Source organism: Streptomyces sp. NPDC037203 (assembly GCF_055605065.1).
Window position 1 is genome coordinate 183189 of sequence record NZ_JBVJUC010000002.1, and the last position, 23706, is coordinate 206894.

The 23706-nt window shown below is 71.0% G+C and carries 21 protein-coding genes and 1 tRNA gene; 6 read left to right on the forward strand and 16 right to left on the reverse strand.

The window, feature by feature from the left end:
* Positions 1-19: 19 nt before the first annotated feature.
* The gene (locus tag ACZ7EC_RS05330) at positions 20-1462 is read left to right on the forward strand and encodes a glycoside hydrolase family 18 protein (protein ID WP_471058287.1); all 1443 of its coding nucleotides are present in this window, start codon (positions 20-22) and stop codon (positions 1460-1462) included.
* Positions 1463-1535: 73 nt separating this feature from the next.
* Here ACZ7EC_RS05330 and ACZ7EC_RS05335 read toward each other — a convergent pair whose 3' ends face one another.
* The 4 genes from ACZ7EC_RS05335 to ACZ7EC_RS05350 form a co-directional block, all read right to left on the reverse strand.
* Positions 1536-2963 (reverse strand): GH1 family beta-glucosidase, encoded by a 1428-nt coding sequence (locus tag ACZ7EC_RS05335; protein ID WP_471058290.1) that lies wholly within the window; start codon positions 2961-2963, stop codon positions 1536-1538.
* 165 nt (positions 2964-3128) lie between these two features.
* The gene (locus ACZ7EC_RS05340; protein WP_471058293.1) at positions 3129-4022 is read right to left on the reverse strand and encodes a carbohydrate ABC transporter permease; all 894 of its coding nucleotides are present in this window, start codon (positions 4020-4022) and stop codon (positions 3129-3131) included.
* The gene (locus ACZ7EC_RS05345) at positions 4019-5044 is read right to left on the reverse strand and encodes a carbohydrate ABC transporter permease (RefSeq protein WP_471058296.1); all 1026 of its coding nucleotides are present in this window, start codon (positions 5042-5044) and stop codon (positions 4019-4021) included. Before ACZ7EC_RS05345 ends, ACZ7EC_RS05340 begins: the two co-directional genes overlap by 4 nt.
* Positions 5041-6366: an ABC transporter substrate-binding protein gene (locus tag ACZ7EC_RS05350; RefSeq protein ID WP_471058299.1), complete on the reverse strand. Its 1326-nt coding sequence runs from the start codon at positions 6364-6366 to the stop codon at positions 5041-5043. Before ACZ7EC_RS05350 ends, ACZ7EC_RS05345 begins: the two co-directional genes overlap by 4 nt.
* Positions 6367-6696: 330 nt before the next feature.
* Here ACZ7EC_RS05350 and ACZ7EC_RS05355 point away from each other — a divergent pair, with 330 nt between their 5' ends.
* The gene (locus tag ACZ7EC_RS05355; protein ID WP_471058302.1) at positions 6697-7752 is read left to right on the forward strand and encodes a LacI family DNA-binding transcriptional regulator; all 1056 of its coding nucleotides are present in this window, start codon (positions 6697-6699) and stop codon (positions 7750-7752) included.
* Between the two features lie 91 nt (positions 7753-7843).
* Here the strand turns inward: ACZ7EC_RS05355 and ACZ7EC_RS05360 are convergent.
* The 4 genes from ACZ7EC_RS05360 to ACZ7EC_RS05375 all read right to left on the reverse strand — a co-directional run bounded on the left by ACZ7EC_RS05360 (position 7844) and on the right by ACZ7EC_RS05375 (position 10758).
* Positions 7844-7916, reverse strand: a tRNA-His gene (locus ACZ7EC_RS05360).
* Positions 7917-8066: 150 nt separating this feature from the next.
* Complete coding sequence (orn, locus tag ACZ7EC_RS05365; protein ID WP_471058304.1) at positions 8067-8672, reverse strand: oligoribonuclease; 606 nt, start codon at positions 8670-8672, stop codon at positions 8067-8069.
* Positions 8673-8768: 96 nt separating this feature from the next.
* A complete protein-coding gene (locus ACZ7EC_RS05370; RefSeq protein WP_471058306.1) occupies positions 8769-9989 on the reverse strand; it encodes a helix-turn-helix domain-containing protein in 1221 nt (406 codons plus the stop codon).
* 379 nt (positions 9990-10368) lie between these two features.
* On the reverse strand, positions 10369-10758 hold the full coding sequence (locus ACZ7EC_RS05375) for a hypothetical protein (RefSeq protein ID WP_471058309.1): 390 nt from the start codon (positions 10756-10758) through the stop codon (positions 10369-10371).
* A gap of 364 nt (positions 10759-11122) precedes the next feature.
* Here ACZ7EC_RS05375 and ACZ7EC_RS05380 point away from each other — a divergent pair, with 364 nt between their 5' ends.
* A complete protein-coding gene (locus ACZ7EC_RS05380; RefSeq protein WP_471058312.1) occupies positions 11123-11650 on the forward strand; it encodes a universal stress protein in 528 nt (175 codons plus the stop codon).
* Between the two features lie 58 nt (positions 11651-11708).
* Here ACZ7EC_RS05380 and glmS read toward each other — a convergent pair whose 3' ends face one another.
* A complete protein-coding gene (glmS, locus tag ACZ7EC_RS05385) occupies positions 11709-13526 on the reverse strand; it encodes a glutamine--fructose-6-phosphate transaminase (isomerizing) (protein WP_471058315.1) in 1818 nt (605 codons plus the stop codon).
* 12 nt (positions 13527-13538) lie between these two features.
* Entirely contained in the window at positions 13539-13796 is a 258-nt protein-coding gene (locus ACZ7EC_RS05390; RefSeq protein WP_397985815.1) for a hypothetical protein, read from the reverse strand.
* 173 nt (positions 13797-13969) lie between these two features.
* On the opposite strand from ACZ7EC_RS05390, the gene ACZ7EC_RS05395 reads away from it, so the two are divergent.
* Positions 13970-15577, forward strand: coding sequence for a beta-N-acetylhexosaminidase (locus ACZ7EC_RS05395; RefSeq protein WP_471058318.1), 1608 nt, complete (start codon positions 13970-13972; stop codon positions 15575-15577).
* An 88-nt stretch (positions 15578-15665) separates the two neighbouring features.
* On the opposite strand, the gene ACZ7EC_RS05400 is transcribed toward ACZ7EC_RS05395, so the two are convergent.
* From ACZ7EC_RS05400 to ACZ7EC_RS05425, 6 genes are all read right to left on the reverse strand, one after another.
* On the reverse strand, positions 15666-17435 hold the full coding sequence (locus ACZ7EC_RS05400) for an IucA/IucC family protein (RefSeq protein ID WP_471059723.1): 1770 nt from the start codon (positions 17433-17435) through the stop codon (positions 15666-15668).
* Positions 17432-17968, reverse strand: a complete 537-nt coding sequence (locus tag ACZ7EC_RS05405; protein WP_471058321.1) for a GNAT family N-acetyltransferase — start codon at positions 17966-17968, stop codon at positions 17432-17434. The genes ACZ7EC_RS05400 and ACZ7EC_RS05405 overlap by 4 nt, the downstream gene beginning before the upstream one ends.
* Positions 17965-19248 (reverse strand): lysine N(6)-hydroxylase/L-ornithine N(5)-oxygenase family protein, encoded by a 1284-nt coding sequence (locus ACZ7EC_RS05410; RefSeq protein ID WP_471058323.1) that lies wholly within the window; start codon positions 19246-19248, stop codon positions 17965-17967. Before ACZ7EC_RS05410 ends, ACZ7EC_RS05405 begins: the two co-directional genes overlap by 4 nt.
* Positions 19232-20674, reverse strand: coding sequence for a lysine decarboxylase DesA (gene desA, locus ACZ7EC_RS05415; protein ID WP_471058326.1), 1443 nt, complete (start codon positions 20672-20674; stop codon positions 19232-19234). Before desA ends, ACZ7EC_RS05410 begins: the two co-directional genes overlap by 17 nt.
* Before the next feature lie 132 nt (positions 20675-20806).
* The gene (locus ACZ7EC_RS05420) at positions 20807-21652 is read right to left on the reverse strand and encodes a siderophore-interacting protein (RefSeq protein ID WP_471058329.1); all 846 of its coding nucleotides are present in this window, start codon (positions 21650-21652) and stop codon (positions 20807-20809) included.
* Between the two features lie 95 nt (positions 21653-21747).
* On the reverse strand, positions 21748-22794 hold the full coding sequence (locus tag ACZ7EC_RS05425) for an ABC transporter substrate-binding protein (protein WP_471058332.1): 1047 nt from the start codon (positions 22792-22794) through the stop codon (positions 21748-21750).
* Positions 22795-22985: 191 nt separating this feature from the next.
* Here ACZ7EC_RS05425 and ACZ7EC_RS05430 point away from each other — a divergent pair, with 191 nt between their 5' ends.
* Both ACZ7EC_RS05430 and ACZ7EC_RS05435 read left to right on the forward strand, forming a co-directional pair.
* Entirely contained in the window at positions 22986-23474 is a 489-nt protein-coding gene (locus ACZ7EC_RS05430) for a hypothetical protein (protein ID WP_471058334.1), read from the forward strand.
* Positions 23475-23503: 29 nt separating this feature from the next.
* Complete coding sequence (locus tag ACZ7EC_RS05435; RefSeq protein ID WP_471058337.1) at positions 23504-23686, forward strand: DUF1737 domain-containing protein; 183 nt, start codon at positions 23504-23506, stop codon at positions 23684-23686.
* The last annotated feature ends 20 nt before the right edge of the window (positions 23687-23706 follow it).

Consider the following 23706-nt stretch of genomic DNA (forward strand, 5'->3'; position numbering starts at 1 on the left):
AACGAAGGCAGGCACGCGCATGAGCACGCACCGGCGCAGCATCAGTGGCAGGAACAAGGCGATAGGCGGCCTCGTCGCCGCGGCCGTGGTCGGCGGCGCAGCGCTCCTGTTCACGGGCACGGCGAACGCGGCGGGGGTGAACGCCGCGTACACCAGGACCAGCGACTGGTCCACCGGCTACACCGGCCAGTACGTCGTCACCAACACCAGCACGCAGCAGGAGAAGAACTGGACCCTGGAGTTCGACCTGCCGGCCGGGGCGAGGCTGTCCTCGCTGTGGAACGGCACCTCCAGCGTCAGCGGAAGCCATGTCACGGTCCGCCCCGCGAGCTGGGACACCACCGGTCTCGCCCCCGGCAAGTCGGTGACCGTCGGCTTCGTGGTCGAGGGCAGCGGCGCCCCGACGGGCTGTCGTATCGACGGCAGCTCCTGTTCCACCGACGACGGCCCGGCCCCCGAGCCGAGCGGCCGACCCACGGAAACCGGGACCCCCACCCCGGCCCCCACGCCCACCAAGACCACCAGCCCCGCCCCCACGCCCACCACGAGCACCGGTTCCGGCACCACCGCGTCCGCCGGGTTCGCCCCCTACGTGGACACCTCCCTCTACCCGGCCTTCGACCTCCTCGGCGCCGCCGACGCCACCGGGGTGAAGAACTACAACCTGGCCTTCATCACCGACGGCGGCGGCTGCACCCCCAAGTGGGGCGGCGTCACCGATGTCACGGGCGACGCCGTGGCCGCGCAGATCGGCGCCCTGCGCGCCAAGGGCGGCGATGTCCGGGTCTCCTTCGGCGGCGCCAGCGGCTCCGAGCTGGCCACCACCTGCTCCTCCGCGGACGCGCTCGCGGCGGCGTACGGCAAGGTGATCGACGCGTTCAAGCTGACCAAGGTCGACTTCGACGTGGAGGGCGGCGCGCTGCCGAACACGGCCGCCAACACCCGCCGCGCCCAGGCCATCGCCAAGCTCCAGGCCCAGCACCCCGGCCTGGACGTCTCCTTCACCCTCCCGGTGATGCCCGAGGGCCTCACCCAGGACGGCGTCAACCTGCTGTCCAACGCCAAGGCGAACGGCGTGCGGACCGGCACCGTCAACATCATGGCGATGGACTACGGCGCCTCGTACAGCGGCGACATGGGCGGCTACGCCGAGCAGGCCGCGACCGCCACCCAGGCCCAGGTCAAGAGCGTGCTCGGGCTCTCCGACGCGGCCGCTTGGAAGACCGTCGCCGTCACCCCGATGATCGGGGTCAACGACGTGTCCACCGAGACCTTCACGGTCGCCGACGCCACCCGGCTCGCGGGCTTCGCCACCGCCAAGGGCCTCGGCGGACTGTCCATGTGGTCCGGCGCCCGCGACCAGCAGTGCCCCGGCGGCCCCAAGCCCTCCGCCGACCCCACGTGCAGCTCCGTCGCCCAGGACAAGTGGGCGTTCTCGAAGGCGTTCGCCGCCTTCAAGTGAGACACGGCAGGACCGCGGACACGAGCCAGGGGCGCGGCGGCACTCCGCCGCGCCCCTGGCTCAGGCGGTCAGCTCACGCCGCGTCCACCGGCGGCAGCTGCCCCGTCCGTGCCGCCCGGCTGTACCAGTGGGCGCTCGACTTCGGGATGCGCTCCAGGGTCGTGTAGTCGACGTACACCGCGCCGAACCGCTTGCCGTAGCCGTACGCCCACTCGAAGTTGTCCATCAGGGACCACAGGTAGTAGCCGCGCACATCGGCCCCGTCCGCGATGGCGCGCTCCACCTCGGCGAGGTGGGCGCGCAGGTACGCGATGCGCTCGGGGTCGTGCACCCGGCCCTCGGCGTCCGGCTTGTCGTCGTAGGCCGCGCCGTTCTCCGTGATGTACAGCCGCAGCCCCGGCGCCTCCCGCGAGTAGCGCATGATCAGCTCGTACAGGCCGCTCGGGTCGATGGTCCAGCCCATCTCGGTGCGCTCGCCCGGCGTCTGGTGGAACAGCACGTCGTCGGCGCCCGGCCAGGGGGAGTGCTCGCTGGCGCCGTGGCCGTCCGCGCGCGGGCCCGCGACCTTGCCGGGGGCGGCCGAGACCAGCGCGGGGGTGTAGTAGTTCAGGCCCAGCGCGTCCAGCGGCGCCCTGGCCGCGGCCAGATCGCCGTCCCGCACGAACGACCAGTCGGTGATCCGGGCGGTCGCCTCCAGCAGCGAGGCGGGATACGCCCCGTGCAGCATCGGTCCGTGGAAGACGCCGTTGGCCAGGTCGTCGATGCGCCGCACCGCGGCCAGGTCGGCCGGGTCCGGCGTGAGCGGCCGTACCACCGAGGAGTTGAGGCTGACCGCGATCTGGTTGCGGGCCGGCATCACCGAGCGCAGCGCCGAGGCGGCGAGGCCGTGGCCGAGGTTGAGGTGGTGCGCGGCGCGCAGCGAGGCCACCGGGTCGGTACGGCCGGGGGCGTGCACCCCGGAGCCGTAGCCCAGGAAGGCGCTGCACCAGGGCTCGTTGAGGGTGATCCACTGCTCCACCCGGTCGCCCAGCGCCTCCCCGACGAGCTGGGCGTACTCCGCGAACCGCAGCGCGGTCTCCCGCTCCGGCCAGCCGCCCGCGTCCTCCAGCTCCTGCGGCAGGTCCCAGTGGTAGAGGGTGACGGCGGGCCGGATGCCGTGCTCCAGCAGGTCGTCCACGAGCCGGCGGTAGAAGTCCAGGCCCACCTGGACCGCGGGGCCCCGGCCGGTCGGCTGCACCCGCGACCAGGAGACGGAGAACCGGTAGGCGTTCAGGCCGAGGCCGGCCATGAGCGCGACGTCCTCCCGGTAGCGGTGGTAGTGGTCGACGGCGATGTCACCGTGGTCACCGCCCGCCGTTCTGCCCGGCGTATGGCTGAACGTGTCCCAGATCGAGGGGGTGCGGCCGCCCTCCCGCACCGCTCCCTCGATCTGGTACGCCGAGGTCGCACAGCCCCAGAGGAAGTCGGTCGGGAAGGTGGCGGGGGTGAGTGGTTCGGACATGGAAGCGCTCCCGTGAGAGTTGGAGGGACCGGAGGTGGCGGGCGTGCCGGACGGGCGGCCCGCGGGGGAGGGGCGGGCGCGGGGCGTCCCGCCGGGCGGAGCGGGCGGATGAGGGGGCCGGGCGGTCAGGGCCCGGCCCCGCGCGGGCTGAGCGGTTCGCCGGGCTCAACCCTTGATCGCGCCCTGCATGATCCCGCCCACGATCTGCTTGCCGAACAGCAGGAAGGCGATCAGCAGCGGCAGGGTGCCCAGCAGCGCGCCCGCCATGATCACCGACTGGTCCGGGACGTAGCCGGTGCCGAGCGCGTTCAGGGCCACCTGCACGGTCGGGTTCTGCTGGTTCAGGGCGATGATCGGCCACAGGAAGTCGTTCCAGGCGAACACGAAGGTCAGCAGGCCGAGCACCGCCATCGCGGGCCGCGCGGCCGGGAAGACCACGTGCCAGACGATCCGCAGACTGCTCGCCCCGTCCACCCGCGCCGCCTCCACCAGCTCCGAGGGCAGCGCCTGGATCAGGTACTGCCGCATGAAGAAGGTGCCGAAGGCGGTCACCAGGCTCGGCAGGATCACCGTCTGGAGCTGGTTGGACCAGCCGAGGTCCGCCATCCACAGATACAGCGGTACGACGGCGAGCTGCGGCGGGATCATCATGGTGCCGACGGTCAGCAGCAACAGCAGCCCGGAGAAGCGGAACCGGAGCTTGGCGAAGGCGAACCCGGCCAGTGTCGCGAACAGCACCGTACTGACCGTGATGGTGCCCGCCACGAACACCGAGTTGACCATCGCGGTGCCGAGCCCGGCCTGGTCCCAGGCCGCCTGGAGGTTGCTGAACAGGTTGCCGCCGAACCACAGCGGCGGCGGGGTCTGCGCCAGCCGCCGGTCGGTGCGGGAGGCCGCGACCGCCGTCCACACCAGCGGGGCGAGCGAGACCAGCGCGAAGACGGTCAGGACGACGTACGTCATCGGTCCCGCGTGCAGTTGCTTGCCGGCGCCCAGCACCCGGCGCCGGGTGCGCGGGGTGCGCGCCTTCGGCGGCAGCGTCAGTTCACTGGTGGTCATTGGGACTTCCTCAGCCGTCGGGTGAGCAGCAGGTTGACCGCGGCGATGATCAGCAGGATCAGGAACATCGACCAGGCGATCGCGGACGCCTTGCCGAGGTTGCCGACGATCCACCCCTGGTCGTACATGTACAGACCGAGCGTCTGGTACTGGTGCTCGGAGCCGCCCTTGGACCCGCTGACCCCGCCGAACAGCAGAGGCTCACCGAAGAGTTGGGTCGCGCCGATGGTGGAGACCACGACCGTGAACAGGATCGTCGGCCGCAGCTGCGGGACGGTCACATGCCGGAACTGCTGCCAGCGGTTGGCGCCGTCGATCGCCGCCGACTCGTACAGGTCGGCCGGGATCGCCTGCATGGCGGCGAGATAGATCAGCGCGTTGTAGCCGGTCCACCGCCAGATCACGATGGACGACACCGCGAACTGCGAACCCCAGTCGGACTCGCGCCAGTTGACCGGTCCCACCCCGGCGAAGTGCAGCAGCCAGTTGACCATGCCGCCGTCCCACGAGTACAGCAGCGTGAACACCAGGGTCGCCGCGGCCACCGAGGTCGCGTACGGCGTCAGCATCACCACCCGCCACACGGTCGAGCCGCGCAGCCGGTAGTTCAGCAGGTGGGCGAGCCCGAGCGCGGCCAGCAGCTGCGGCACCGTCGAGAGCACACCGATGGTGAAGGTGTTCTTCAGGGCGTTCCAGAAGAAGTCCGAGGACAGCAGGTTCCGGTAGTTGTCCAGGCCCGTCCAGGTCTGGTGGTCCAGCGAGGACAGCTGGACGTCGTGCAGCGAGTACCAGGCCGTGTAGAGCAGCGGCACCAGGGTAAAGGCCCCGAAGAGGATGAAGAAGGGGGCGACGAACGCGTATGGCGACCCCTTCATGTCCCAGCGGTACAGCCGGCTGCGCCAGGAGCCGGCGGCGGCCGGCCCGGCCGGGCGGCGAGCGCTCCGGGCCGCGCCCGGCGGGGTGCCGGGCGCGGCCTCGGCGCTCGACGCGGAGTGCGCGAGAGCCTCGTCGGAGCTGGTCACTGGCCGAGCACGTCCTTGATCTCCTTGGACGCCGCGTCCCAGCCCTGAGCCGGCGTCTTGCCCTTCTGCTCGACCTGGAGGATGCCGACGTCCGTGACGGCGGTGTTCATCGGCTGGTCCTTGGCGCCGAAGATCTGCGTCGGGATGGTCTTCGCCGAGTCGGAGAAGATCTGGGTGATCGGCGCGTTCGAGAAGTAGGCGGTGGTGTCCGCGGCCGGCTTCAGGGCCGGGTAGGCGGCCGGGGTCGAGGGGAAGCTCGCCTGCTTGGCGAAGACCTTCTCCTGCTGGGCGGGCGCGGTCAGCCACTTGGCCAGCGCGATGGCCTCCTTCTGGTGCTTGCCCGCGGTCGGCACACCGATCCAGGAGCCGCCCCAGTTGGAGGCGGTGGGCGCCGCCGCCACGTCCCAGTTGCCCTTGCCGGAGTCACCGGACTTCTGCTCGATGTAGCCCATCATCCAGGCCGGGCAGGCGACGGTGGCGAAGGAGGCGTTGGCGTAGCCCTGGTCCCAGGTCGGGTCGAACTGCTTGAGCTTCGCCGACATGTCGCTGGTGGCGACGGTCATCGCCACGTCCCAGGCCTTCTTCACCCCCTGCGACTTGTCCCAGATGACATTGCCGTCCTTGTCGTAGTAGCGGTCCGTGGCGCCGCCGAGGGCGGCGTTGTAGACGGAGGCCGCCGAGTCCACGAACTTGGTGCCCTTGGGCGCCTTCTTCATGTACTCCTTGCCGACGTCGACGTACTTGGCCCAGTCGCCCTTCCACATCTGGGCGAGCTTGGTCCGGTCGGTGGGCAGGCCCGCCTTCTGGAACAGGTCCTTGCGGTAGCAGATCGCCATCGGGCCGATGTCGGTGCCGAGCCCGATCAGCTTGCCGTCCTTGGTCGTGGCCTGGGCGTTCTTCCAGTCCAGCCACTGGGACTTGTCGACGTACTTGCTCATGTCGACGAACTTGTCCGCCTGCGTCTGCACGGCCTCGGTGATGTTGCCGATCTCGATGGCCTGAATGTCATCGGTGCCGGAGCCGGCCTGGAGGCGGGTGAGCACCTTCGGCCAGTAGACGTCGGTGCGGGTGGTGACGTTCTCCTTGATGTTGATGTCCGGGTGGAGCTTCATGTACTCGTCGAAGAGACCGGCCTGCTTGTAGCCGAAGACGCCGTAGGTCCCGACGGTCAGCGTGATCTTCCCCTTGCCGTTGCCGCCGTCCGCGTCGTCCGAGGAGCCGTCCTTGGCGTCCTTGGCGCAGCCGGCCAGCAAACCCGTGGTCAGCGCGGCGACGGCCGCGAGGGCCATCATCCGCCTGGACCCGCGGAAGTTCGTGCGCATTGCGTCCTCCTGTTGCCTGACGTGCCGACCCCCCGGCCGACTGCATGGAATCGGGCCCGTTCGTCACGCGCTGCGGCTCGGGCGGGGAACGTGCGGGTTGTGTAGGTGTCAGGTACTGTGGGAGCGCTCCCACAAGTGATGGCTTGAAGAGTCGTCGGTTCCGAGCGGGGTGTCAAGGGACCGGACACGGGGGCCTAGTTCAGTTATCGGAGCGTTAACTGGCCCGTGCGGGCGGGGCGTTCGGGGCGCCTGGGGCATACGGAGCCGTCTGGGGGCGGGCCGGGACTGTTAGATTCCAGCCAACCGGAGGATGCGAGGGAGGCGGAGCGCATGGCGAGCCATGGAGTGCGGGGCCGGAGCGGGGGCCGGCCCACGCTTGAGCAGGTCGCCGCGCGGGCGGGGGTCGGCCGGGGCACGGCCTCGCGCGTGATCAACGGCTCGCCCCGAGTGAGCGACGCGACCCGCGCCGCGGTGGAGGCGGCCGTCGCCGAGCTGGGCTATGTCCCCAATACGGCGGCCCGCGCGCTGGCCGCCAACCGCACCGACGCCATCGCGCTGGTCGTCCCCGAGCCGGAGACCCGGTTCTTCGCGGAGCCGTACTTCTCCGACATGCTGCGCGGGGTCGGCGCCGAACTGGCCGACACCGAGATGCAGTTGCTGCTGATCTTCGCGGGCAACGACCGGGAGCGGCAGCGCCTCGCCGAGTACCTGGCGGCGCACCGGGTCGACGGCGTCCTGCTGGTCTCGGTGCACGCCGACGACCCGCTGCCCGAACTGCTGTCCCAGCTGGAGATCCCGGCCGTGGTCAGCGGCCCGCGCTCGGCCGCGGAGACGCTCACCTCGGTGGACTCGGACAACTACGGCGGCGCCCGCGCGGCCGTGGAGCACCTGCTGGCCCGCGGCCGCACCCGTATCGCCCACATCACCGGCCGCCTGGACGTCTACGGCGCCCGCCGCCGCGTCGACGGCTACCGCGACGCCCTGCGTGCCGCCGGTCACGAGGTGGACGAACTCCTGGTGGAACCGGGCGACTTCACCGAGGAGGGCGGCCGCAAGGCCATGTCCGCCCTGCTGGCCCGCAGCCCCGGCCTGGATGCCGTCTTCGCCGGCTCCGACGTCACGGCGGCCGGCGCCCGCCAGGTCCTGCGCGAGTCCGGGCTGCGCATCCCGGACGACGTCGCCCTCGTCGGCTACGACGACTCCGCCATCGCCCGCCACATGGACCCGCCCCTGACCAGCGTCCGCCAGCCCATCGACCACATGGGCCGCGCCATGATCGACCTCCTGCTGGCAGAGATATCCGACCGGCGCCCCTCGGGTTCCCGGCGGGGCGAGCGGCGGCACGCGGTGCTGCCGACGGAGCTGGTGGTGCGGGCGTCCTCGTAGGCGGGGGCGGCGCGGATGCCGGGCGCCGCTTGCGGGAAACGAGAAACAGCCGGTGAACCGTCTTGCGACGGGTCACCGGCTGTTCACACAGGGTGAGTGACGGGACTCGAACCCGCGGCATCCTGGACCACAACCAGGTGCTCTACCAGCTGAGCTACACCCACCATGACCGGCGCTTGGAAACTTGTCGTTTCCCCGACCGGCCGAGAAGAAGTCTACAGGGTCCGAGGGGGTGCTCGCGCACAGGTTTTCGCGCGACTCCCCGACGCGCCCCCGCGGGCCCCCGGACAGGATCCGGGGGCCGGCTTCGCCGGCTACTGCGCCGCGGGCAGCACGTGCTTCGCCGCGATCGTCCGCGCCGTCTCCGAGTCCGGGCCGGGCTGCGGCACGAAGATGGCCTCGCGGTAGTAGCGCAGCTCGGCGATGGACTCGCGGATGTCGGCGAGCGCCCGGTGGTTGCCGTTCTTCTCCGGGCTGTTGAAGTACGCCCTCGGGTACCAGCGGCGGGCCAGCTCCTTGACCGAGGAGACGTCCACGATCCGGTAGTGCAGCCAGTCCTCCAGCGTCGGCATGTCGCGCAGCAGGAAGCCGCGGTCGGTGCCGACGGAGTTGCCGCACAGCGGAGCCTTGCCCGGCTCCTTCACGTGCTCCTTGATGTACGCGAGGACCTGCTCCTCGGCGTCCTGGAGCGTCGTGCCGTTCGGGAGCTCGGCGAGCAGCCCGGACGCGGTGTGCATCTGACGCACCACCTCCGGCATCGTCTCCAGCGCCCGCTCCGGCGGGCGGATGACGATGTCCACCCCCTCGCCGAGTACGTTCAGCTCGGAGTCGGTGACGAGGGCGGCCACCTCGATGAGAGCGTCGTCGGACAGCGAGAGGCCGGTCATCTCGCAGTCGATCCACACCATGCGATCGTTCATGCGACCACCCTAAGGCGGACCTCGCCCTTTGGATGCCCCGCGGACGAAGAGAGGGGGCGCGGAGCCGGACTCCGCACCCCCTCGCCGGTCTTCCGGTCAGCTCCCGGAACGCGGTCCGGGAAGCAGGCTCACCGCCCCGGCCGCGGTGCGCCTGCTCTGCATCGGCACCCCGTTGTCCCGCTCGGTGTGCAGCACGGGCATGCCGCTCAGCGGTCCCGGACCCGCCGGACCCACCGGGGGCAACGGCTGCCCGGCGCCCTGCTGGAGCGCCGCCTCCGCCTCACCCGGCTTGTCGCCACCGGGCCGCCGGGCCCGGTACGCGGCCCGGTACGCGGCGGGCGAGGAACCGAGCTGGCGGCGGAAGTGCCCGCGCAGCGCGACCGGCGAGCGGAACCCGCACCGGCCCGCCACCTCGTCCACCGAGTAGTCCGACGTCTCCAGCAGCCGCTGAGCCTGGAGCACCCGCTGGGTGATCAGCCACTGCAGCGGCGCGCTCCCGGTGAGCGAACGGAACCTGCGGTCGAACGTACGACGGCTCATGTACGCGCGTGCCGCCAGCGTCTCCACGTCGAACTGCTCGTGGAGGTGCTCCAGCGCCCAGGCGACGACCTCGGCGAGCGGGTCGGCGCCGATCTCCTCGGGTAAAGACCGGTCGAGGTAGCGCTCCTGACCGCCCGAGCGGCGCGGCGGGACCACCAGCCGGCGGGCCAGCGCACCGGCCGCCTCGTTGCCGTGGTCCGTCCGCACGATGTGCAGACAGAGATCGATTCCGGCCGCCGTCCCCGCGGAGGTCAGCACGTCGCCGTCGTCGACGAACAGTTCCCGCGGGTCGACGTGCACCGACGGATAGCGCTTGGCCAGCGTCGGCGCGTACATCCAGTGGGTGGTCGCCGGGCGGCCGTCGAGCAGCCCGGCGGCCGCGAGCACGAACGCGCCGGTGCACAGCCCTACGATGCGGGCGCCCTCTTCGTGTGCCCGGCGCAGTGCGTCGAGCGCCTCCTCGGGCGGTGGCGCGGTGATCGAGCGCCAGGCCGGTACGACGACCGTACCGGCGCGGGCGATCGCCTCCAGCCCATGCGGGGCGGTGAGTTCGAGACCGCCGGTGGTCCGCAGCGGACCCTCCTCGCCGCCGCACACCAGCAGTCGGTAGCGCGGCACCCCGGCGTCCTGGCGGTCGATGCCGAACACCGACAGCGGTATGGAACTCTCGAAGATGGGGCCGCCGCTGAACAGCAGCACCGCGACGATCTCCTTGCGGCGACGCCCGGACAGTTTCCGGACAGCGGCTTCCGGCGCGGCAGTGGAGTCGTGGCTCATACTGCTAAGCCCCCCTCGGTGGTCGCGGCTCCTCGGTTGTGTCGCTCCTGCACGTTTCCCCTCGGTCCTGCACGAGTCCCCCGCCGTAAAGACAGTCAAGATCGAATCTACTGGGTCCCGCAAACGCACGGTGACCAGTTCCAAATGCGGCACATTGTCGACATGACAACTTGGCGTGAAGCATTCGATCACGAAGCGTTGCACTCGTGGGCCGTGCAGGGAAGTGCGCCTCCGGGCAGTGGCCAAACCGCGTAGGGTGCGCAGCGCCCCCTGGACCCTTTCCGTGCAGGTGGAACGGGGGTTGAGGGGTGGTGGGGACCCCACTTGGGCGATATCAAGAAGTTGGCTGAAAAGGAGCGCTTGGAAGCACGGAAACCGGTCAGTCGACCGGTGTCCGCTGCCGCGTGTGACGTCCGCCTCTTTGCATCTCGCAACGCCCGCCGTGGCGCCCGCCGTTCCGGCCCCCGCCCCGGCCGGCGTCCCGCCCGGCACCCCGCGTCCCGCCGCGCCGTGATCCGCGCCCCCGGCCCCGGCCCGCACTCCGGCGCGCGCCGTGCCGCGCCGCGTGCTCCGAACGCCGGAGCAGCAGCCGGCAGGCGGCCGTGACGGCGGCAAGCCCCAGGGCGGTGCCGGTGGCGCCGGCGAGCGAGGTGCCGTACCAGAGCAGGACCACCGGGACGAGGACGCAGGTGAAGGCGGCCCAGCGGATCAGCTCACCGGTGCTGTCCTGCGGGCCGGGCTCCTCGGGGCGGGACCGGTGTCCGGACATCTCGTACTCCCTGTGGCGAGCTGGGTCGGCCGCCGGCGCACGATGGCGCCCGGTGGCTCCCCGTGGTGGTGGCTCACCCCCTTCAACGCCTGGCGGAGCGGTCGGTCACCGGCCGTGCGTCCGCGAATCCCGTGCAAAGCGCCTGTACGGGGCAGCAAGCATTGCGTAACGGGCGCGGCTCGTGCATGCTCCGGTGAACCCCTACGGATGTCGGGGGACCGCTTACGGAGCGTGCAAGGGATCTGGGCTCGGGAGGCGTGCCGCCGTACCCTTGGGGGTATGGGGTGGGGAAGATGAATCCCGGACACAGGTCCGCCGCACACTGTCGTTCCGTCCCATAAAGGATCACAACGCCGAGACAGCCATGGCCGGTCACGAATTCTTCGAACCCGCGGACCGCAAGCGACCGGTCGCCGATCCTACGGCGGCCGATCCCCAGGCGGCCGAAGAGGCACGTCCTTCCTGCGACCCCGCCTTCCGGCACGGTGTCGTCGTCGGCTTCGACGGCTCCACCTCCAGCGAGCGCGCCCTCGCGTACGCGATCGGCATGGCGCACCGCTCCCGCTCCGGTCTGATCATCGTGCATGTGGCCAACCGGCTGCCCACCACGGTGTGGGCGGGCTGCGAGCCCCCGGTCTTCGTGGACGTGCCGGATCACCGTACGGAGGTGCTCGGCCTCGAACTCGCCTGCGCGGACTACCTCTCCGAGGTGCCCTGGATCCTCGTCGAGCGCGGCGGTGACATCTGCCACGAACTCGAGGAGGTGGGGCGGGAGTACGAGGCGGACGCGATCGTCGTCGGCTCCACGCACGGGATCGTGGGCCGGATCTTCGGCTCGGTCGCGGGGCGGCTCGCGCGGCGCGCCCGGCGGCCGGTGATCGTGATCCCCTGAGACGGAAGAACCCCCCGTGCGGCGCATGGGGGGTTCGTTCGGTCGGCTGCGCCGGTCCCTACTCGACCGTCACCGACTTCGCCAGGTTCCGCGGCTTGTCGATGTCGCGGCCCAGGGCCTTCGCCGTGTGGTAGGCGAGGAGCTGGAGGGGGATCCCCATCAGGATCGGGTCGAGCTCGTCCTCGTTCTTGGGGACGACGATCGTCTGGTCGGCCTTCTCCTGGTGCCGGTGGGCCACGGCGAGGATCTTGCCCGAGCGGGCCTTGATCTCCTCCAGGGCGGCGCGGTTCTTCTCCAGCAGGTCGTCGTCCGGGATGATCGCGACCGTCGGCAGGGCGGGCTCGATCAGGGCCAGCGGGCCGTGCTTCAGCTCGGAGGCGGGGTAGGCCTCGGCGTGGATGTACGAGACCTCCTTGAGCTTGAGGGAGGCCTCGCGGGCGACCGGGTAGCCGCGGACCCGGCCGATGAACAGCATCGAGCGGGCGCCGGCGTACAGCTCGGCCAGCTCCTTGATCTGCTCCTCCTGCTTGAGGATCTCGGTGATCTGGTCGGGCAGCCTGCGCAGGCCCTCGATGATCCGCTTGCCGTCGCGCACCGAGAGGTCGCGGGTGCGGCCCAGGTGCAGCGCGAGCAGCGCGAAGGCGACCGTGGTGTTGGTGAAGCACTTGGTCGAGACGACACAGACCTCGGGGCCTGCGTGCACATAGATCCCGGCGTCCGCCTCACGGGCGATCGCGGAGCCCACCACGTTGACGACGCCGAAGACCCGCGCGCCCTTGCGCTTGAGCTCCTGCACGGCGGCGAGCACGTCGTACGTCTCGCCGGACTGGGAGACCGCGACGTACAGCGTGTCGGGGTCCACGACCGCGTTGCGGTAGCGGAACTCGGAGGCCGGCTCGGCGTCCGCGGGGATGCGGGCCAGCTCCTCGATCATCTGGGCGCCGATGAGCCCCGCGTGGTACGAGGTGCCGCAGCCGAGGATCTTCACCCGGCGGATCCGCCGGGCCTCGCGGGCGTCCAGGTTGAGCCCGCCGAGGTGCACGGTGGAGAAGCGGTCGTCGATCCGGCCGCGCAGCACGCGGTCCACCGCGTCGGCCTGCTCGAAGATCTCCTTGTGCATGTAGGTGTCGTGGCCGCCCATGTCGTACGACTCGGCCTCCCACTCCACCGTGGTGGGCTCGGCGGTGGTGCGCGTGCCCTCGGTGGTGTAGGTGCGGAAGTCGTCGGCCTTGAGGGTGGCCATCTCGCCGTCGTCCAGCGTCACTATCTGCCGGGTGTGCATGACCAGCGCGGCGATGTCCGAGGCGACGAACATCTCCTTCTCGCCGATGCCGAGCACGACCGGGGAGCCGTTGCGGGCCACCACGATCCGGTCCGGGAAGTCGGCGTGCAGCACGGCGATGCCGTACGTGCCCTCGATCAGCCGGACCGCCTGGCGGACCTTGTCCTCCAGCTTCTCGGCGCCGGCGCGGGCGATGAGGTGGGTGAGGACCTCGGTGTCGGTCTCGGAGAGGAACTCGACGCCCTCCGCCTCCAGCTTGCGGCGCAGGTCGGCGGCGTTGTCGATGATGCCGTTGTGCACGACGGCGACCTTGTTGTCGGCCGACATGTGCGGGTGGGCGTTCACGTCGGAGGGGGCGCCGTGGGTGGCCCAGCGGGTGTGGGCGATGCCGGTGGTGCCCTTGAAGCGCGCCGGGACCTTGGCCTCCAGGTCGCGCACCCGGCCCTTGGCCTTGACCATCTTCAGGCCGGGCGCCTTCGGGGAGGTGACCACGATGCCCGCGGAGTCGTACCCGCGGTATTCCAGCCGCTGGAGGCCCTCCAGGAGGAGGGGGGCGACGTCACGCTTCCCGATGTAACCGACAATTCCGCACATATACAGATATTCCTAGCCGTAGACGATGCGGCGCAGCTGCCTGAGCGTCAGCTCGGGCGGTGCCACCGCTCGATATCTGAGGTCCGCCCCGATCCGTTCGAAGATCTCCGCGTTCACCAGGCCACGGGCCTGGAGTTCGCGGTGGCGGCGACGGACGAAATCCTCCGTCGACTCGTCGAAATAGGCGAGCACGTCCTGGATCACCCGCAACGCCTCGCCCCTGCCGAGGGGCGTGGACCGCGTCAGATGATCTACGAGTTCGTCGTGCACCCGTAGATCCTCGGGTACCGGCGTCGGTTTCGCAAGAATCCTGCCCGATATCGGGCACTGAGCTGCCGGGTGGTGTGCTGAACTCCCGTTCGTCCACTGTGTCCTACGTCACTCCTCACCTCCCGGCGCCCCCGGTGGGAGAGTGGTCCCGACCAGTTCCGAAGGGAGCGCATGTGACACGGAATGACCGTACGACTCCCCGAACCGCCCGCGTCCTCGGTTCGCTGCTGCTCGTCGCGGCGGCCGGTGCCTTCACCCTCGGCGCCGCCCCCGCCCCGCCCGAGGCCCGCGTCACGCCGCTGGACCAGGTGGTCCCGGCCCCCGCCTCCGTCACCCCCGGCGGCGCCCCGTACCGCATCACCCGCGCCACCGCCCTCCGCGTGGACGGCCCGGCGGGAGTCCGCCGCGTCGGCGCCTACCTGGCCGGCATCCTGCGGCCCTCCACCGGCTACCCGCTGCCGCTCACCGAGCACGGCAGCGGCGGCATCCGGCTGCGCCTGGACAAGGGCGGCTACGGCGCCGAAGGCTACCGGCTGCGCAGCGGCCCCTCCGGTGTCACGCTCACCGCGAGCGCCCCGGCCGGACTCTTCCACGGCGTGCAGACGCTGCGCCAACTCCTCCCGGCCGCCGTCGAGAAGAAGACCGTCCAGCGCGCGAGCTGGCGGATCGCCGGCGGCACCATCGAGGACCAGCCCCGCTACGCCTACCGCGGCGCCATGCTGGACGTCTCCCGGCACTTCTTCACCGTCGCCCAGGTGAAGCGGTACATCGACGAACTCGCCCTGTACAAGGTCAACGAGCTGCATCTGCACCTCAGCGACGACCAGGGCTGGCGCATCGCCATCGACTCCTGGCCCCGGCTCGCCCGTTACGGCGGCACCACCGAGGTCGGCGGCGGCAAGGGCGGCTTCTACACGAAGGCGGAGTACCGGCAGCTCATCTCCTACGCCGCCTCCCGCTATATGGAGGTCGTGCCGGAGATCGACATGCCCGGCCACACCAACGCGGCCCTCGCCTCCTACGCCAAGCTGAACTGCGACGGCGTGGCGCCTCCGCGCTACACCGGTACCGAGGTCGGCTTCAGCTCGCTGTGCGTGTCCAAGGACGTCACCTACACCTTCGTGAACGACGTCGTCAGGGAGCTGGCCGCGCTCACGCCGGGCCGCTATCTGCACATCGGCGGTGACGAGGCGCACTCCACCAGCCACGCCGACTACGTGACCTTCATGGACCGCGTGCAGCCGATCGTCGCGAAGTACGGCAAGAAGGTCATCGGCTGGCACCAGCTCACCGGCGCCCACCCGGCCAAGGGGGCGCTCGCCCAGTACTGGGGGCTGGACAGCACCAGCGCGGCCGAGAAGGAGCAGGTCGCCGCGGCCGCGCGGAACGGCACGGGGCTGATCCTGTCCCCGGCCGACCGGGTCTACCTCGACATGAAGTACACCAAGGACACCAGGCTGGGGCTGACCTGGGCCGGACTGGTCGAGGTGCGGCGGTCGTACGACTGGGATCCGGGCGCCTATCTGCCGGGCGCTCCCGCGTCGGCGGTCAAGGGGGTGGAGGCGCCGCTGTGGTCGGAGACGCTGAAGACGTCGGCCGACATCGACTACATGGCGTTCCCGCGGCTGCCGGGCGCGGCCGAGCTGGGCTGGTCGCCCGCCGCCACCCACGACTGGGACACCTACAAGGTACGGCTGGCCGCGCAGGCCCCGCGCTGGGACGCCCTCGGCATCGGGTACTACCGGTCGCCGCAGGTGCCCTGGACCGACGGCCGAGCGTGAGCCGAACGGGCGCCCCGGAGGACCGTACTCCGGGGCGCCCGCCCGCCCGTCCGTGCCCGGCACCGGCGCCGAGCACCGGTGCCGCGCGTCAGCGGCCGGCCAGCGGGTTGCGCAGCGTGCCCACCAGCTGGAGCGCCGCCGACGGGTCCGCGAGGTCCACCATCTGCCGGTTGTCGCGGAGCTGGAGCCGGTTGAGGCAGGACAGCGCGAACTCGGGGGCGAACAGGTCGTACTGCCGGAACCGGTCGGCGAGTTGCGGATTCGCCTCCTGGTACGCGCGGGAGACCTCCGCGACCGTGCGCCAGAACTCGTCCTCGGTGAGGACTCCTTCGGCGGCGAGGTTCCCGGAGAGGAAGCGGAAGAAGCAGTCGAAGACGTCGGTGAAGATCGACAGCAGCTTCTGGTCCTCGGGGATGTCGGCGCGGATCCGGGTGACCTCCGGCGGCAGCACGGCGTCCGGGTCCATCACCACGATCTCCTCGGCGATGTCCTTGTAGACGGCCCGCTGCACGACCCCGTCCCGCAGCACCAGGATGGTGTTCTCGCCGTGCGGCATGAACGCCAGGTCGTAGGCGTAGAGGCTGTGCAGCAGCGGGACGTAGTACGCCCGCAGGTACCGGCGCAGCCATGCGGCGGGATCGAGTCCGGACCGCTCGATCAGGGCGCCCGCGAAGGACGCGCCCTCGTGGTCGACGTGCAGCAGGGAGGCCATGGTGGCGAGCGTCTCGCCGTCCTGGAGGGAGGGCACCGGGCTCTCCCGCCACAGCGCGGCGAGCATCTTGCGGTAGGGGGAGTAGCGGTCGGTGGCCCGCTCGTACTCCAGGTGCCGGTAGCCGACGGCGGCCCGCTCGCGGATGATCGTCAGGCCGCTGCCCTTGAGCACCGGGTCGCCCTCGATCAGCTGGGCGAGCCAGTCGTTGATCGCGGGGGTGGCCTCCATGTAGGCGGCCGAGAGCCCGCGCATGAAGCCCATGTTGAGGACGGACAGGGCCGTCTTCACATAGTGCTTGTGCGGGGCGCTGGTGTTGAAGAAGGTCCGGATGGACTGCTGGGCGAGGTACTCGTCGTCGCCCTCGCCGAGCGGGACGAGGTGCCGGCGGGCCACCTCCGCCGCGAAGGTGACGGACAGCTTGTTCCACCACTGCCAGGGGTGGACCGGGATGAGGAGGTAGTCGGCCGGGTCGAGGCCCTGCCCGGTCAGCGTCCGCCGGAACCGCTCGACGGTCTCCGCGCCCAACTCGGCCCGGATGAAGCCCTCGTACTCGATCCCGGCGCCCGCCGTGAACGCGGCGCGGGAGCGGTGCGCGGCCAGCCACAGCAGCCGGACGGGGTGCGCGGTCTCCGGGGCGTACGCCAGGTACTCGTGGACCCCGAAGCCGAGCCGCCCGTTGTTCGCGACGAAGCAGGGGTGGCCCTCGGTCATCCCGGTCTCGATCGCCTGGAAGCCGCTCGCCACCAGTTCGGCGGAGGCGAGCCGGTCCTTGGCGAGCTTGTAGCAGGTGCCGGAGAGGGTGGAGGAGATCTCCTCCAGGTAGACGGGCAGAATGGCGTCGCTCAGGCCCAGGGAGTCCTTCAGCTCGATGAAGAAGTCCAGTGCGGAGAGAGGAAGTTCGGCGCCGTCACGCTGCCGGGTGATCGAGCCGGCGTCGACCTCCCAGTGGTCGAGGGCGCGCCGCACGGCGGTGAACCGGTAGGCGGTGAGGCCGTCGTCGCTGCGGACGACATAGCCCTCGCCGTCCTCCTCGGGGGTGATCAGGCGCTCGTGCGCGAACTCGGCGAGCGCCTTGCGGAGCAGCAGCCGCTCGGCCCGCGCCCAGCGCTCGGGGGACAGGTGGGCCACGGACTCGGCGGGCGTCAGCACGCGGACACCGCCTTCGTGAACTGCTCGCGGGTGCAGAAGCTCAGCAGGGCCGTCTTCTCCGGCTTCTGTATCTCGCGCTCGGCCACGAACCCGACGGCCGCGTTCAGCGCGTGCACCGCCTTGTTGCGCACGTCCGGTTCCACGACCACGCGCTCGGTGGCCGGGTCCGCGAAGAGATGTGCCATGACGGCGGTGATGACGGCCTTGGTGAACCCGTGCTCGGGGGTGTCGGTCGCGGGGGTCAGGAAGTGCATCCCGACATCGCCCGGCCGCGGCTCGTAGAGGCCGACCAGTTCCCGGTGGGCGGGGTCGTACTTCTCCATGAGGAAGGCGGGGGCGCCGTCCCGGAGCCCGAGCAGCGCGTGCTGGTGCTCGTCGGCGGCTATCTCCATGTACGCCCGCTCCACGTCCTCCAGTCTCGCCTCCTGCATCATCCAGAAGGCGGCCTTCGGGTGGGTGACCCAGGAGTGCAGCAACTGGGCGTCCCGGAGCGGATCGACGGGCCGGAAGGTGAAGGTCGGGGCGGTCATACGGCGAACTCCTGGAAGGCGATGGACTTCTCGACCGGGTAGTACTCGCTGCCGAGCACCTCGCGGATGATGCACGCGTTGCGGTACGGGCCCATGCCCAGGTCGGGGCTGGTGATGCTGTGGGTGTGGACGCCGGCGTTCTGGAGGAAGACGCCGCGCCCGGTGACGTCGATGGCGTAGTTGCGGGCCACGTCGAAGCGGCCGTGGCCGTCGTAGCGCAGCCGTTCGCGCAGCGGGGCGAGGAAGGCCGGGGGCGCGTAGTGGTAGCCGGTGGCCAGCACCAGGCCCTCGGTGCGGATCTCGAAGTCCTTGCCCTGCTCGTCCTGGCGGAAGCCGAGGGTGTACGCCTCGCCGTCGTAACCGGCGCATTTCAGCGTGGAGTTGGTGAGCAGCCGGGTCGGCACCGGCCGGTCTCCGCTCGCCACGTTCTTCTGGTACAGCAGGTCGAAGATCGCGTCGATGAGCTCCGAGTTGATGCCCTTGAACAGGCCCTTCTGCTGCTTCTCCAGCCGGTAGCGGGTCTCCTCGGGCAGCGCGCGGAAGTAGTCGATGTAGTCCGGGGAGGTCATCTCCAGGGTCAGCTTGGTGTACTCCAGCGGGAAGAACCGGGGGGAGCGGGTGACCCAGTTCAGCTGGTAGCCGTGGACGTCGATCTCGGACAGCAGCTCGTAGTAGATCTCGGCGGCGCTCTGCCCGCTGCCGACGACCGTGACGGACCTCTTCTGCCGCAACTCCGCCTTGCGGTGCATGTACTGGGAGGTGTGCAGCAGGTCCCCGCCGAGGTCCCGACAGGCTTCGGGAAGGTAGGGCACCGTGCCCGTGCCGAGCACGAGGTGCCGGGCGCGGACGGTGTCGCCGGCCTCGGTCCGTACGGCGTAGAGGCCGTCCTCGTACGACACCTCGGTGACCGTCGTGCCGAAGCGGACGCTGCTCAGCTTGCCGGCGGCCCAGCGGCAGTAGTCGTCGTACTCCACCCGCAGCGGATAGAAGTTCTCGCGGATGTAGAAGGAGTACAGCCGGCCCTTCTCCTTCAGGTAGTTGAGGAAGGAGTACGGCGAGGTGGGGTCGGCGAGGGTGACCAGGTCCGACATGAACGGGGTCTGGAGGTGGGCGCCGTCCAGGAACATCCCGGCGTGCCACTCGAAGCCGGGCTTCGACTCCAGGAAGACGGCGTCCAGTTCGGCGATCGGCTCGGTCAGGCAGGCGAGGCCGAGGTTGAAGGGGCCGAGTCCGATCCCCACGAGGTCGTGGACGCGGGTGGATTCAGGAAGCGCGGTCAAGGGACTCTCCCAGGTACTGCTCGGCGTGGCCGGCGATGAGATCGAGGACGGCGGCGATGTCGGACACCGTCGTCTCGGGGTTGAGCAGGGTGAACTTCAGGTAGTGGCGGCCGCCCACCTTGGTGCCCGCGACCACCGCGTCGCCGGAGGCGAACAGCGCCTTGCGGGCATGGAGGTTGGCGCGGTCGATCTCCGCCGGGTCGGTGACGGCGGCCGGGACGTAGCGGAAGACGAGGGTGGACAGGGACGGCTCGACCACCACGTCGTAGCGCGGGTCGGCGGCGAGCAGGTGCCAGCCCTGTACGGCCAGGTCGCAGACCTCGTCGAAGAGTTCGCCGATGCCGTCGGCACCCATCACGCGCAGCGTCAGCCACAGCTTGAGGGCGTCGAAGCGGCGGGTGGTCTGGAGGGACTTGTCGACCTGGTTGGGGATGCGCTCGCGCACCGCGCGGCGCGGGTTGAGGTACTCGGCGTGGTAGGTGGCGTGCCGCAGGGTGGCGCCGTCGCGCACCAGCACGGCGGATGAACTCACGGGCTGGAAAAAGGACTTGTGGTAGTCGACGGTCACCGAGTCGGCGCGCTCGATGCCGTCGAGGCGGTGCCGGTACTTGCGCGAGGCGAGCAGCCCGCAGCCGTAGGCCGCGTCCACGTGCAGCCACGCGCCGTGGCGGTCGCACAGCTCGGCGATCTCGGGCAGCGGGTCGATGGAGCCGAAGTCGGTGGTGCCGGCGGTGGCGACGACCGCCATGGGCACCAGGCCTCGGGCGTGGCAGCGCTCCAGCTCGCGGGCCAGGGCGACGGTCTGCATCCGCTTGTCGCGGTCGACGGGGACGGTGACGACCGCGTCGGGGCCGAGCCCGAGCAGTTTCGCCGACTTCTGCACGCTGAAGTGGCCGGCCTCGGAGGCGAAGATACGCAGTTTCGCGAGGTCGCCGCTCTTGGCCTCCTCGCGGGCCAGCAGCAGCGCCTGGAGGTTGGACTGGCTGCCGCCGGAGGTGAACACGCCGTCCGCGGCGGGCCCGAGGCCGGTCCGCGCGGTCGTCCAGTCGATCAGCTTGCGCTCGATGAGCGTGCCGCCGGCCGACTGGTCCCAGGTGTCCAGCGAGGAGTTGACCGCGGAGAGCACGGCCTCACCGAGCACGGCCGGGATGACGACCGGGCAGTTGAGGTGGGCGAGGTAGCGGGGGTGGTGGAAGTAGACCGCGTCCTTCAGGTAGACGTCCTCCAGCTCGTCGAGGACGGCGGCGGTGTCGCCGAGCGGGCGGTCGAGGTCGATGGCGTCGACGCGGGGGGACAGTTCGTCCACGGTGACGCCGGTGAACGGGCGCTCGGTGGCGGCGAGTTTGGCCGCCACCCGCTCTACTCCTTCGGTCACGGAGCGGCGGTAGTGCTCCGCCGTGAGGCCATTGAGCAGGTGGGAGCGCATGGGGGGTCCTCCGGGGGGAAGTCCGTGGGGATTAACTTAGGTTAGCCTAACCTAAGTTCTTTGGATCAAGGCACACGTGTGCGGGGAACGCCTGCGAAACGGGGCGGGGCGGCTGTGCGGCGCCGCCCGCACCTACTCGCCCGCCGCGCGGAGCTGCTCCTCGGTCAGTCCGCGCCGCCAGTACCCGACGAAGGTGACCCGGCGCCGGTCGACCCCGCGCTCCTGGACGAAGTGCCGCCGCAGGGCCTTCACATGACCGGACTCGCCGGCGATCCACACGTACGGGCGTGCGGTGGGCGGGAGTTGGGCGCCGCGCACGGCGTCGAGAGGGTCCGGGTCGCCCTCGCCCCGCACCAGCCAGGTGATCTCCGCGTCGGCGTCCGTGCGCACGTCCTGGATGTCACCGGGGTGCGGTACCTGGAGCCAGGCGCGTACGCGGGTGCCCGCCGGGAGGGACTCCAGGGTCGCGGTCGCGGCGGGCACGGCGGTCTCGTCGCCCCACATCACCACCAGATCGGTGTCCTCGGGCGGGCGGAACCGGATGGCCCGGTTGTCGGCGAGCACGGGCCCGAGCACCAGCACCCGGTCGCCGGGGACGGCCCGCGCGGCCCACCGGGAGGCGGGTCCCGCGGCGGTGGCGGCGCCGGGACCGACCCCGTGCAGGGCGAAGTCGATGTCGACCTCGTCCGGATCGCGGCGCAGCTCCCGCAGGGTGTACGAGCGCATCACGGCCCGTACGTCGTCCGGCAGTTCCCGCCATGCCTGCCACCACCCGTCCCCGAGGTCGAGCGGTACGACGGGCTCGGTCTGGCCGGGGTGCGGCAGGAACAGCGAGAGGGACTGGTCGCGTCCCTCGGAACGGAAGTCGCACAGCTCGCTCCCGCCGAAGGTGACCCGGACGAGGGACGGCCCGAGCCGCCGCGTCCGTACGACCTGGAGGGAGAAGAACCGGTAAGGGGCGGCAACGGCCGTGGTCATGAGGGCTCCTGGGGGGAAGCGGGGGGACTGCGGCGAACCTCGGGGCGCCCCGGCCACGGCGCACGCGGCCGGGCGGCCCCGCGATCGGGGGGTGCCTAGCTGACCTTCTTCGCCTTCTCCAGTGCCTCGGCGAGCGTCGTCAGCAGCGGTACGCACTTGTCGTACGACAGGATCGGCTCGGGCGACCGCGCGATGACCTGGCCCGCCTTCACCGCCGGCAGCTTCCGCCAGGTCGGCTTGGTGATGTCCGCGGGCTGGATGGCGGAGGACCGGTCGTCCATCATGATGATGTCGGCCTGGTACTTGTCGACGTTCTCCCAGCTCAGCGACTCGTACCAGCCGCCGCCCTGCTTCTTCGCGCTCTCCGGCGGCTCCACGAAGTTCACGCCGAGGGCCTTGAAGTACTCCAGGTCGATGGACAGACGCGTGCCCGAGACGTAGAACAGCTGGTCGCTGGCGCTGCCGACCATCACCTTGATGTGCGGCTTGGCCTTGGCGGCGGCCCGCAGCCGGGCGGCGGCCGCCTCGAACCGCTTCTTCGCGTCGGTGACCTTGGCGGCCTTCATGTCGCCGCCGAGCGACTCGGCGAGGTCCCACATCCGCTGGAGCGGCTGGGTGAGCTGGCGGTCGTAGACGGAGATGCCGACGCTGGGCGCGAGTTCGGCTATCTGCTTGGCGGACTGCTCCGGGACGTACCAGAGGGTGCCGGCGCCGTCGAACATCGTGGTGATCAGCACGTCGGGGGAGAGGGCGGCGTACTTCTCGACGTTGAACTGGCCCCAGGTGTTGCCGAGGACGGTCACCTTGCTGACGTCCATGTCGCCGGCCTGGACGTCGGGCTTGCCGCCCTTGGTCGTGGTGGGGCCGAAGACGCCCTTGACCTGGACACCGTAGTCGTAGAGCGCGGCGCCGACGCCGGTGAAGGCGACGATGTCCGCCGGCACCTTGTCGAGCTTCACGGTCGTGCCGCGGTCGTCCTTGAACGTCCAGGGTCCCGGCTTCGCCGCGGTCGACCCGCTGCCGGCGCCCTCGGCTTTGCCCTTGTCGTCCCCGCAGGCCGCGAGCGCGGCGCCGAGCCCTACGGCGCCGCCCGCGGCGAGCAGGCCGCGGCGGGAGAGGTGGATGGCACGGGCATGGGACATGGATCTGACCGCTTTCGAACGGGGCGCGACGCCCGCCGGACAAGTGCGATGCTTAGGTTAGCCTAACCTTCTTGTCTGTCCCAGGGTGCGGTGCGGTTTCCCGCGCCGGGGCCGCCCGCCGCGCGGAATGCCTTTGCCTCCGCCTGCTCGACCGCGTTGACTGTGAAACTCGCTCAGGAGAGGCGGGGTTCATGGGGGTGGCCGGGTGCGGGAGGCTCTACGCGTACCGGGTACGCGGGGCCGGGCGCAGTGGTGTGGTGCTGTGGGCCGGGGGGCGCGGGGACGAGCCCGACCGGGTGCTGACGGTGACGGAGGGCGGGAGCCGCCGGGTGCCGGTGTTCGTGACGGGGCGGCAGGCGCGGCTGTTCGCGGGGCGGCGGGGGTGGCGCCTCGCGGCCTCCGGGGTGGACACGCTGGAACTCGTCCGGGTGGAGCGCTGGCTGGCGGACCCGGTGCGCCGGCGGGTGCCCGCGGGGGTCGTGCTGGAGGCGTGGAACTTCTTCGAGGACCTGGCCCGCGGGCTCGGTGAGGACCGCCGGCCGCCCCGGCGGGGCGCGGTGCACGAGGGCGCGTACGGGAAGCTGTGCGCGGACGAGTGCGACGACTGGACCCCCGGCGAGCGGGCCGCCGTGCTGGAACTGCTCGCTGCCGGGATGGAGCTGTGGGGGTCCGCGCCCTGACGGCAGGCCCGCCTGCGACCCTTGCCTCCATGAGCACACCCCCCGGCGGCCTCCCCGCCTACCGCGTCCTCACCGGCCCCGACGACGCCGCCTTCTGCCACCGGGTCAGCGAGGCACTGGCCCTCGGCTACGAACTCCACCAGGGCCCCGCCGTCACCTTCGACGGCGAACGGGTCATCGTGGCGCAGGCGTTGCTCTGGCCTACGCGCTGAGCCGGTACTACCGCCGACCG

Excerpts from the sequence above, each read along its gene's own strand:
- ACZ7EC_RS05330 (WP_471058287.1), top strand. The coding sequence starts at position 20 with ATGAGCACGCACCGGCGCAGCATCAGTGGCAGGAACAAGGCGATAGGC.
- ACZ7EC_RS05335 (WP_471058290.1), bottom strand. The coding sequence starts at position 2,963 with ATGTCCGAACCACTCACCCCCGCCACCTTCCCGACCGACTTCCTCTGG.
- ACZ7EC_RS05340 (WP_471058293.1), bottom strand. The coding sequence starts at position 4,022 with ATGACCACCAGTGAACTGACGCTGCCGCCGAAGGCGCGCACCCCGCGC.
- ACZ7EC_RS05350 (WP_471058299.1), bottom strand. The coding sequence starts at position 6,366 with ATGCGCACGAACTTCCGCGGGTCCAGGCGGATGATGGCCCTCGCGGCC.
- ACZ7EC_RS05355 (WP_471058302.1), top strand. The coding sequence starts at position 6,697 with ATGGCGAGCCATGGAGTGCGGGGCCGGAGCGGGGGCCGGCCCACGCTT.
- orn (WP_471058304.1), bottom strand. The coding sequence starts at position 8,672 with ATGAACGATCGCATGGTGTGGATCGACTGCGAGATGACCGGCCTCTCG.
- ACZ7EC_RS05370 (WP_471058306.1), bottom strand. The coding sequence starts at position 9,989 with ATGAGCCACGACTCCACTGCCGCGCCGGAAGCCGCTGTCCGGAAACTG.
- ACZ7EC_RS05375 (WP_471058309.1), bottom strand. The coding sequence starts at position 10,758 with ATGTCCGGACACCGGTCCCGCCCCGAGGAGCCCGGCCCGCAGGACAGC.
- ACZ7EC_RS05380 (WP_471058312.1), top strand. The coding sequence starts at position 11,123 with ATGGCCGGTCACGAATTCTTCGAACCCGCGGACCGCAAGCGACCGGTC.
- glmS (WP_471058315.1), bottom strand. The coding sequence starts at position 13,526 with ATGTGCGGAATTGTCGGTTACATCGGGAAGCGTGACGTCGCCCCCCTC.
- ACZ7EC_RS05405 (WP_471058321.1), bottom strand. The coding sequence starts at position 17,968 with ATGACCGCCCCGACCTTCACCTTCCGGCCCGTCGATCCGCTCCGGGAC.
- desA (WP_471058326.1), bottom strand. The coding sequence starts at position 20,674 with ATGCGCTCCCACCTGCTCAATGGCCTCACGGCGGAGCACTACCGCCGC.
- ACZ7EC_RS05420 (WP_471058329.1), bottom strand. The coding sequence starts at position 21,652 with ATGACCACGGCCGTTGCCGCCCCTTACCGGTTCTTCTCCCTCCAGGTC.
- ACZ7EC_RS05425 (WP_471058332.1), bottom strand. The coding sequence starts at position 22,794 with ATGTCCCATGCCCGTGCCATCCACCTCTCCCGCCGCGGCCTGCTCGCC.
- ACZ7EC_RS05430 (WP_471058334.1), top strand. The coding sequence starts at position 22,986 with ATGGGGGTGGCCGGGTGCGGGAGGCTCTACGCGTACCGGGTACGCGGG.
- ACZ7EC_RS05435 (WP_471058337.1), top strand. The coding sequence starts at position 23,504 with ATGAGCACACCCCCCGGCGGCCTCCCCGCCTACCGCGTCCTCACCGGC.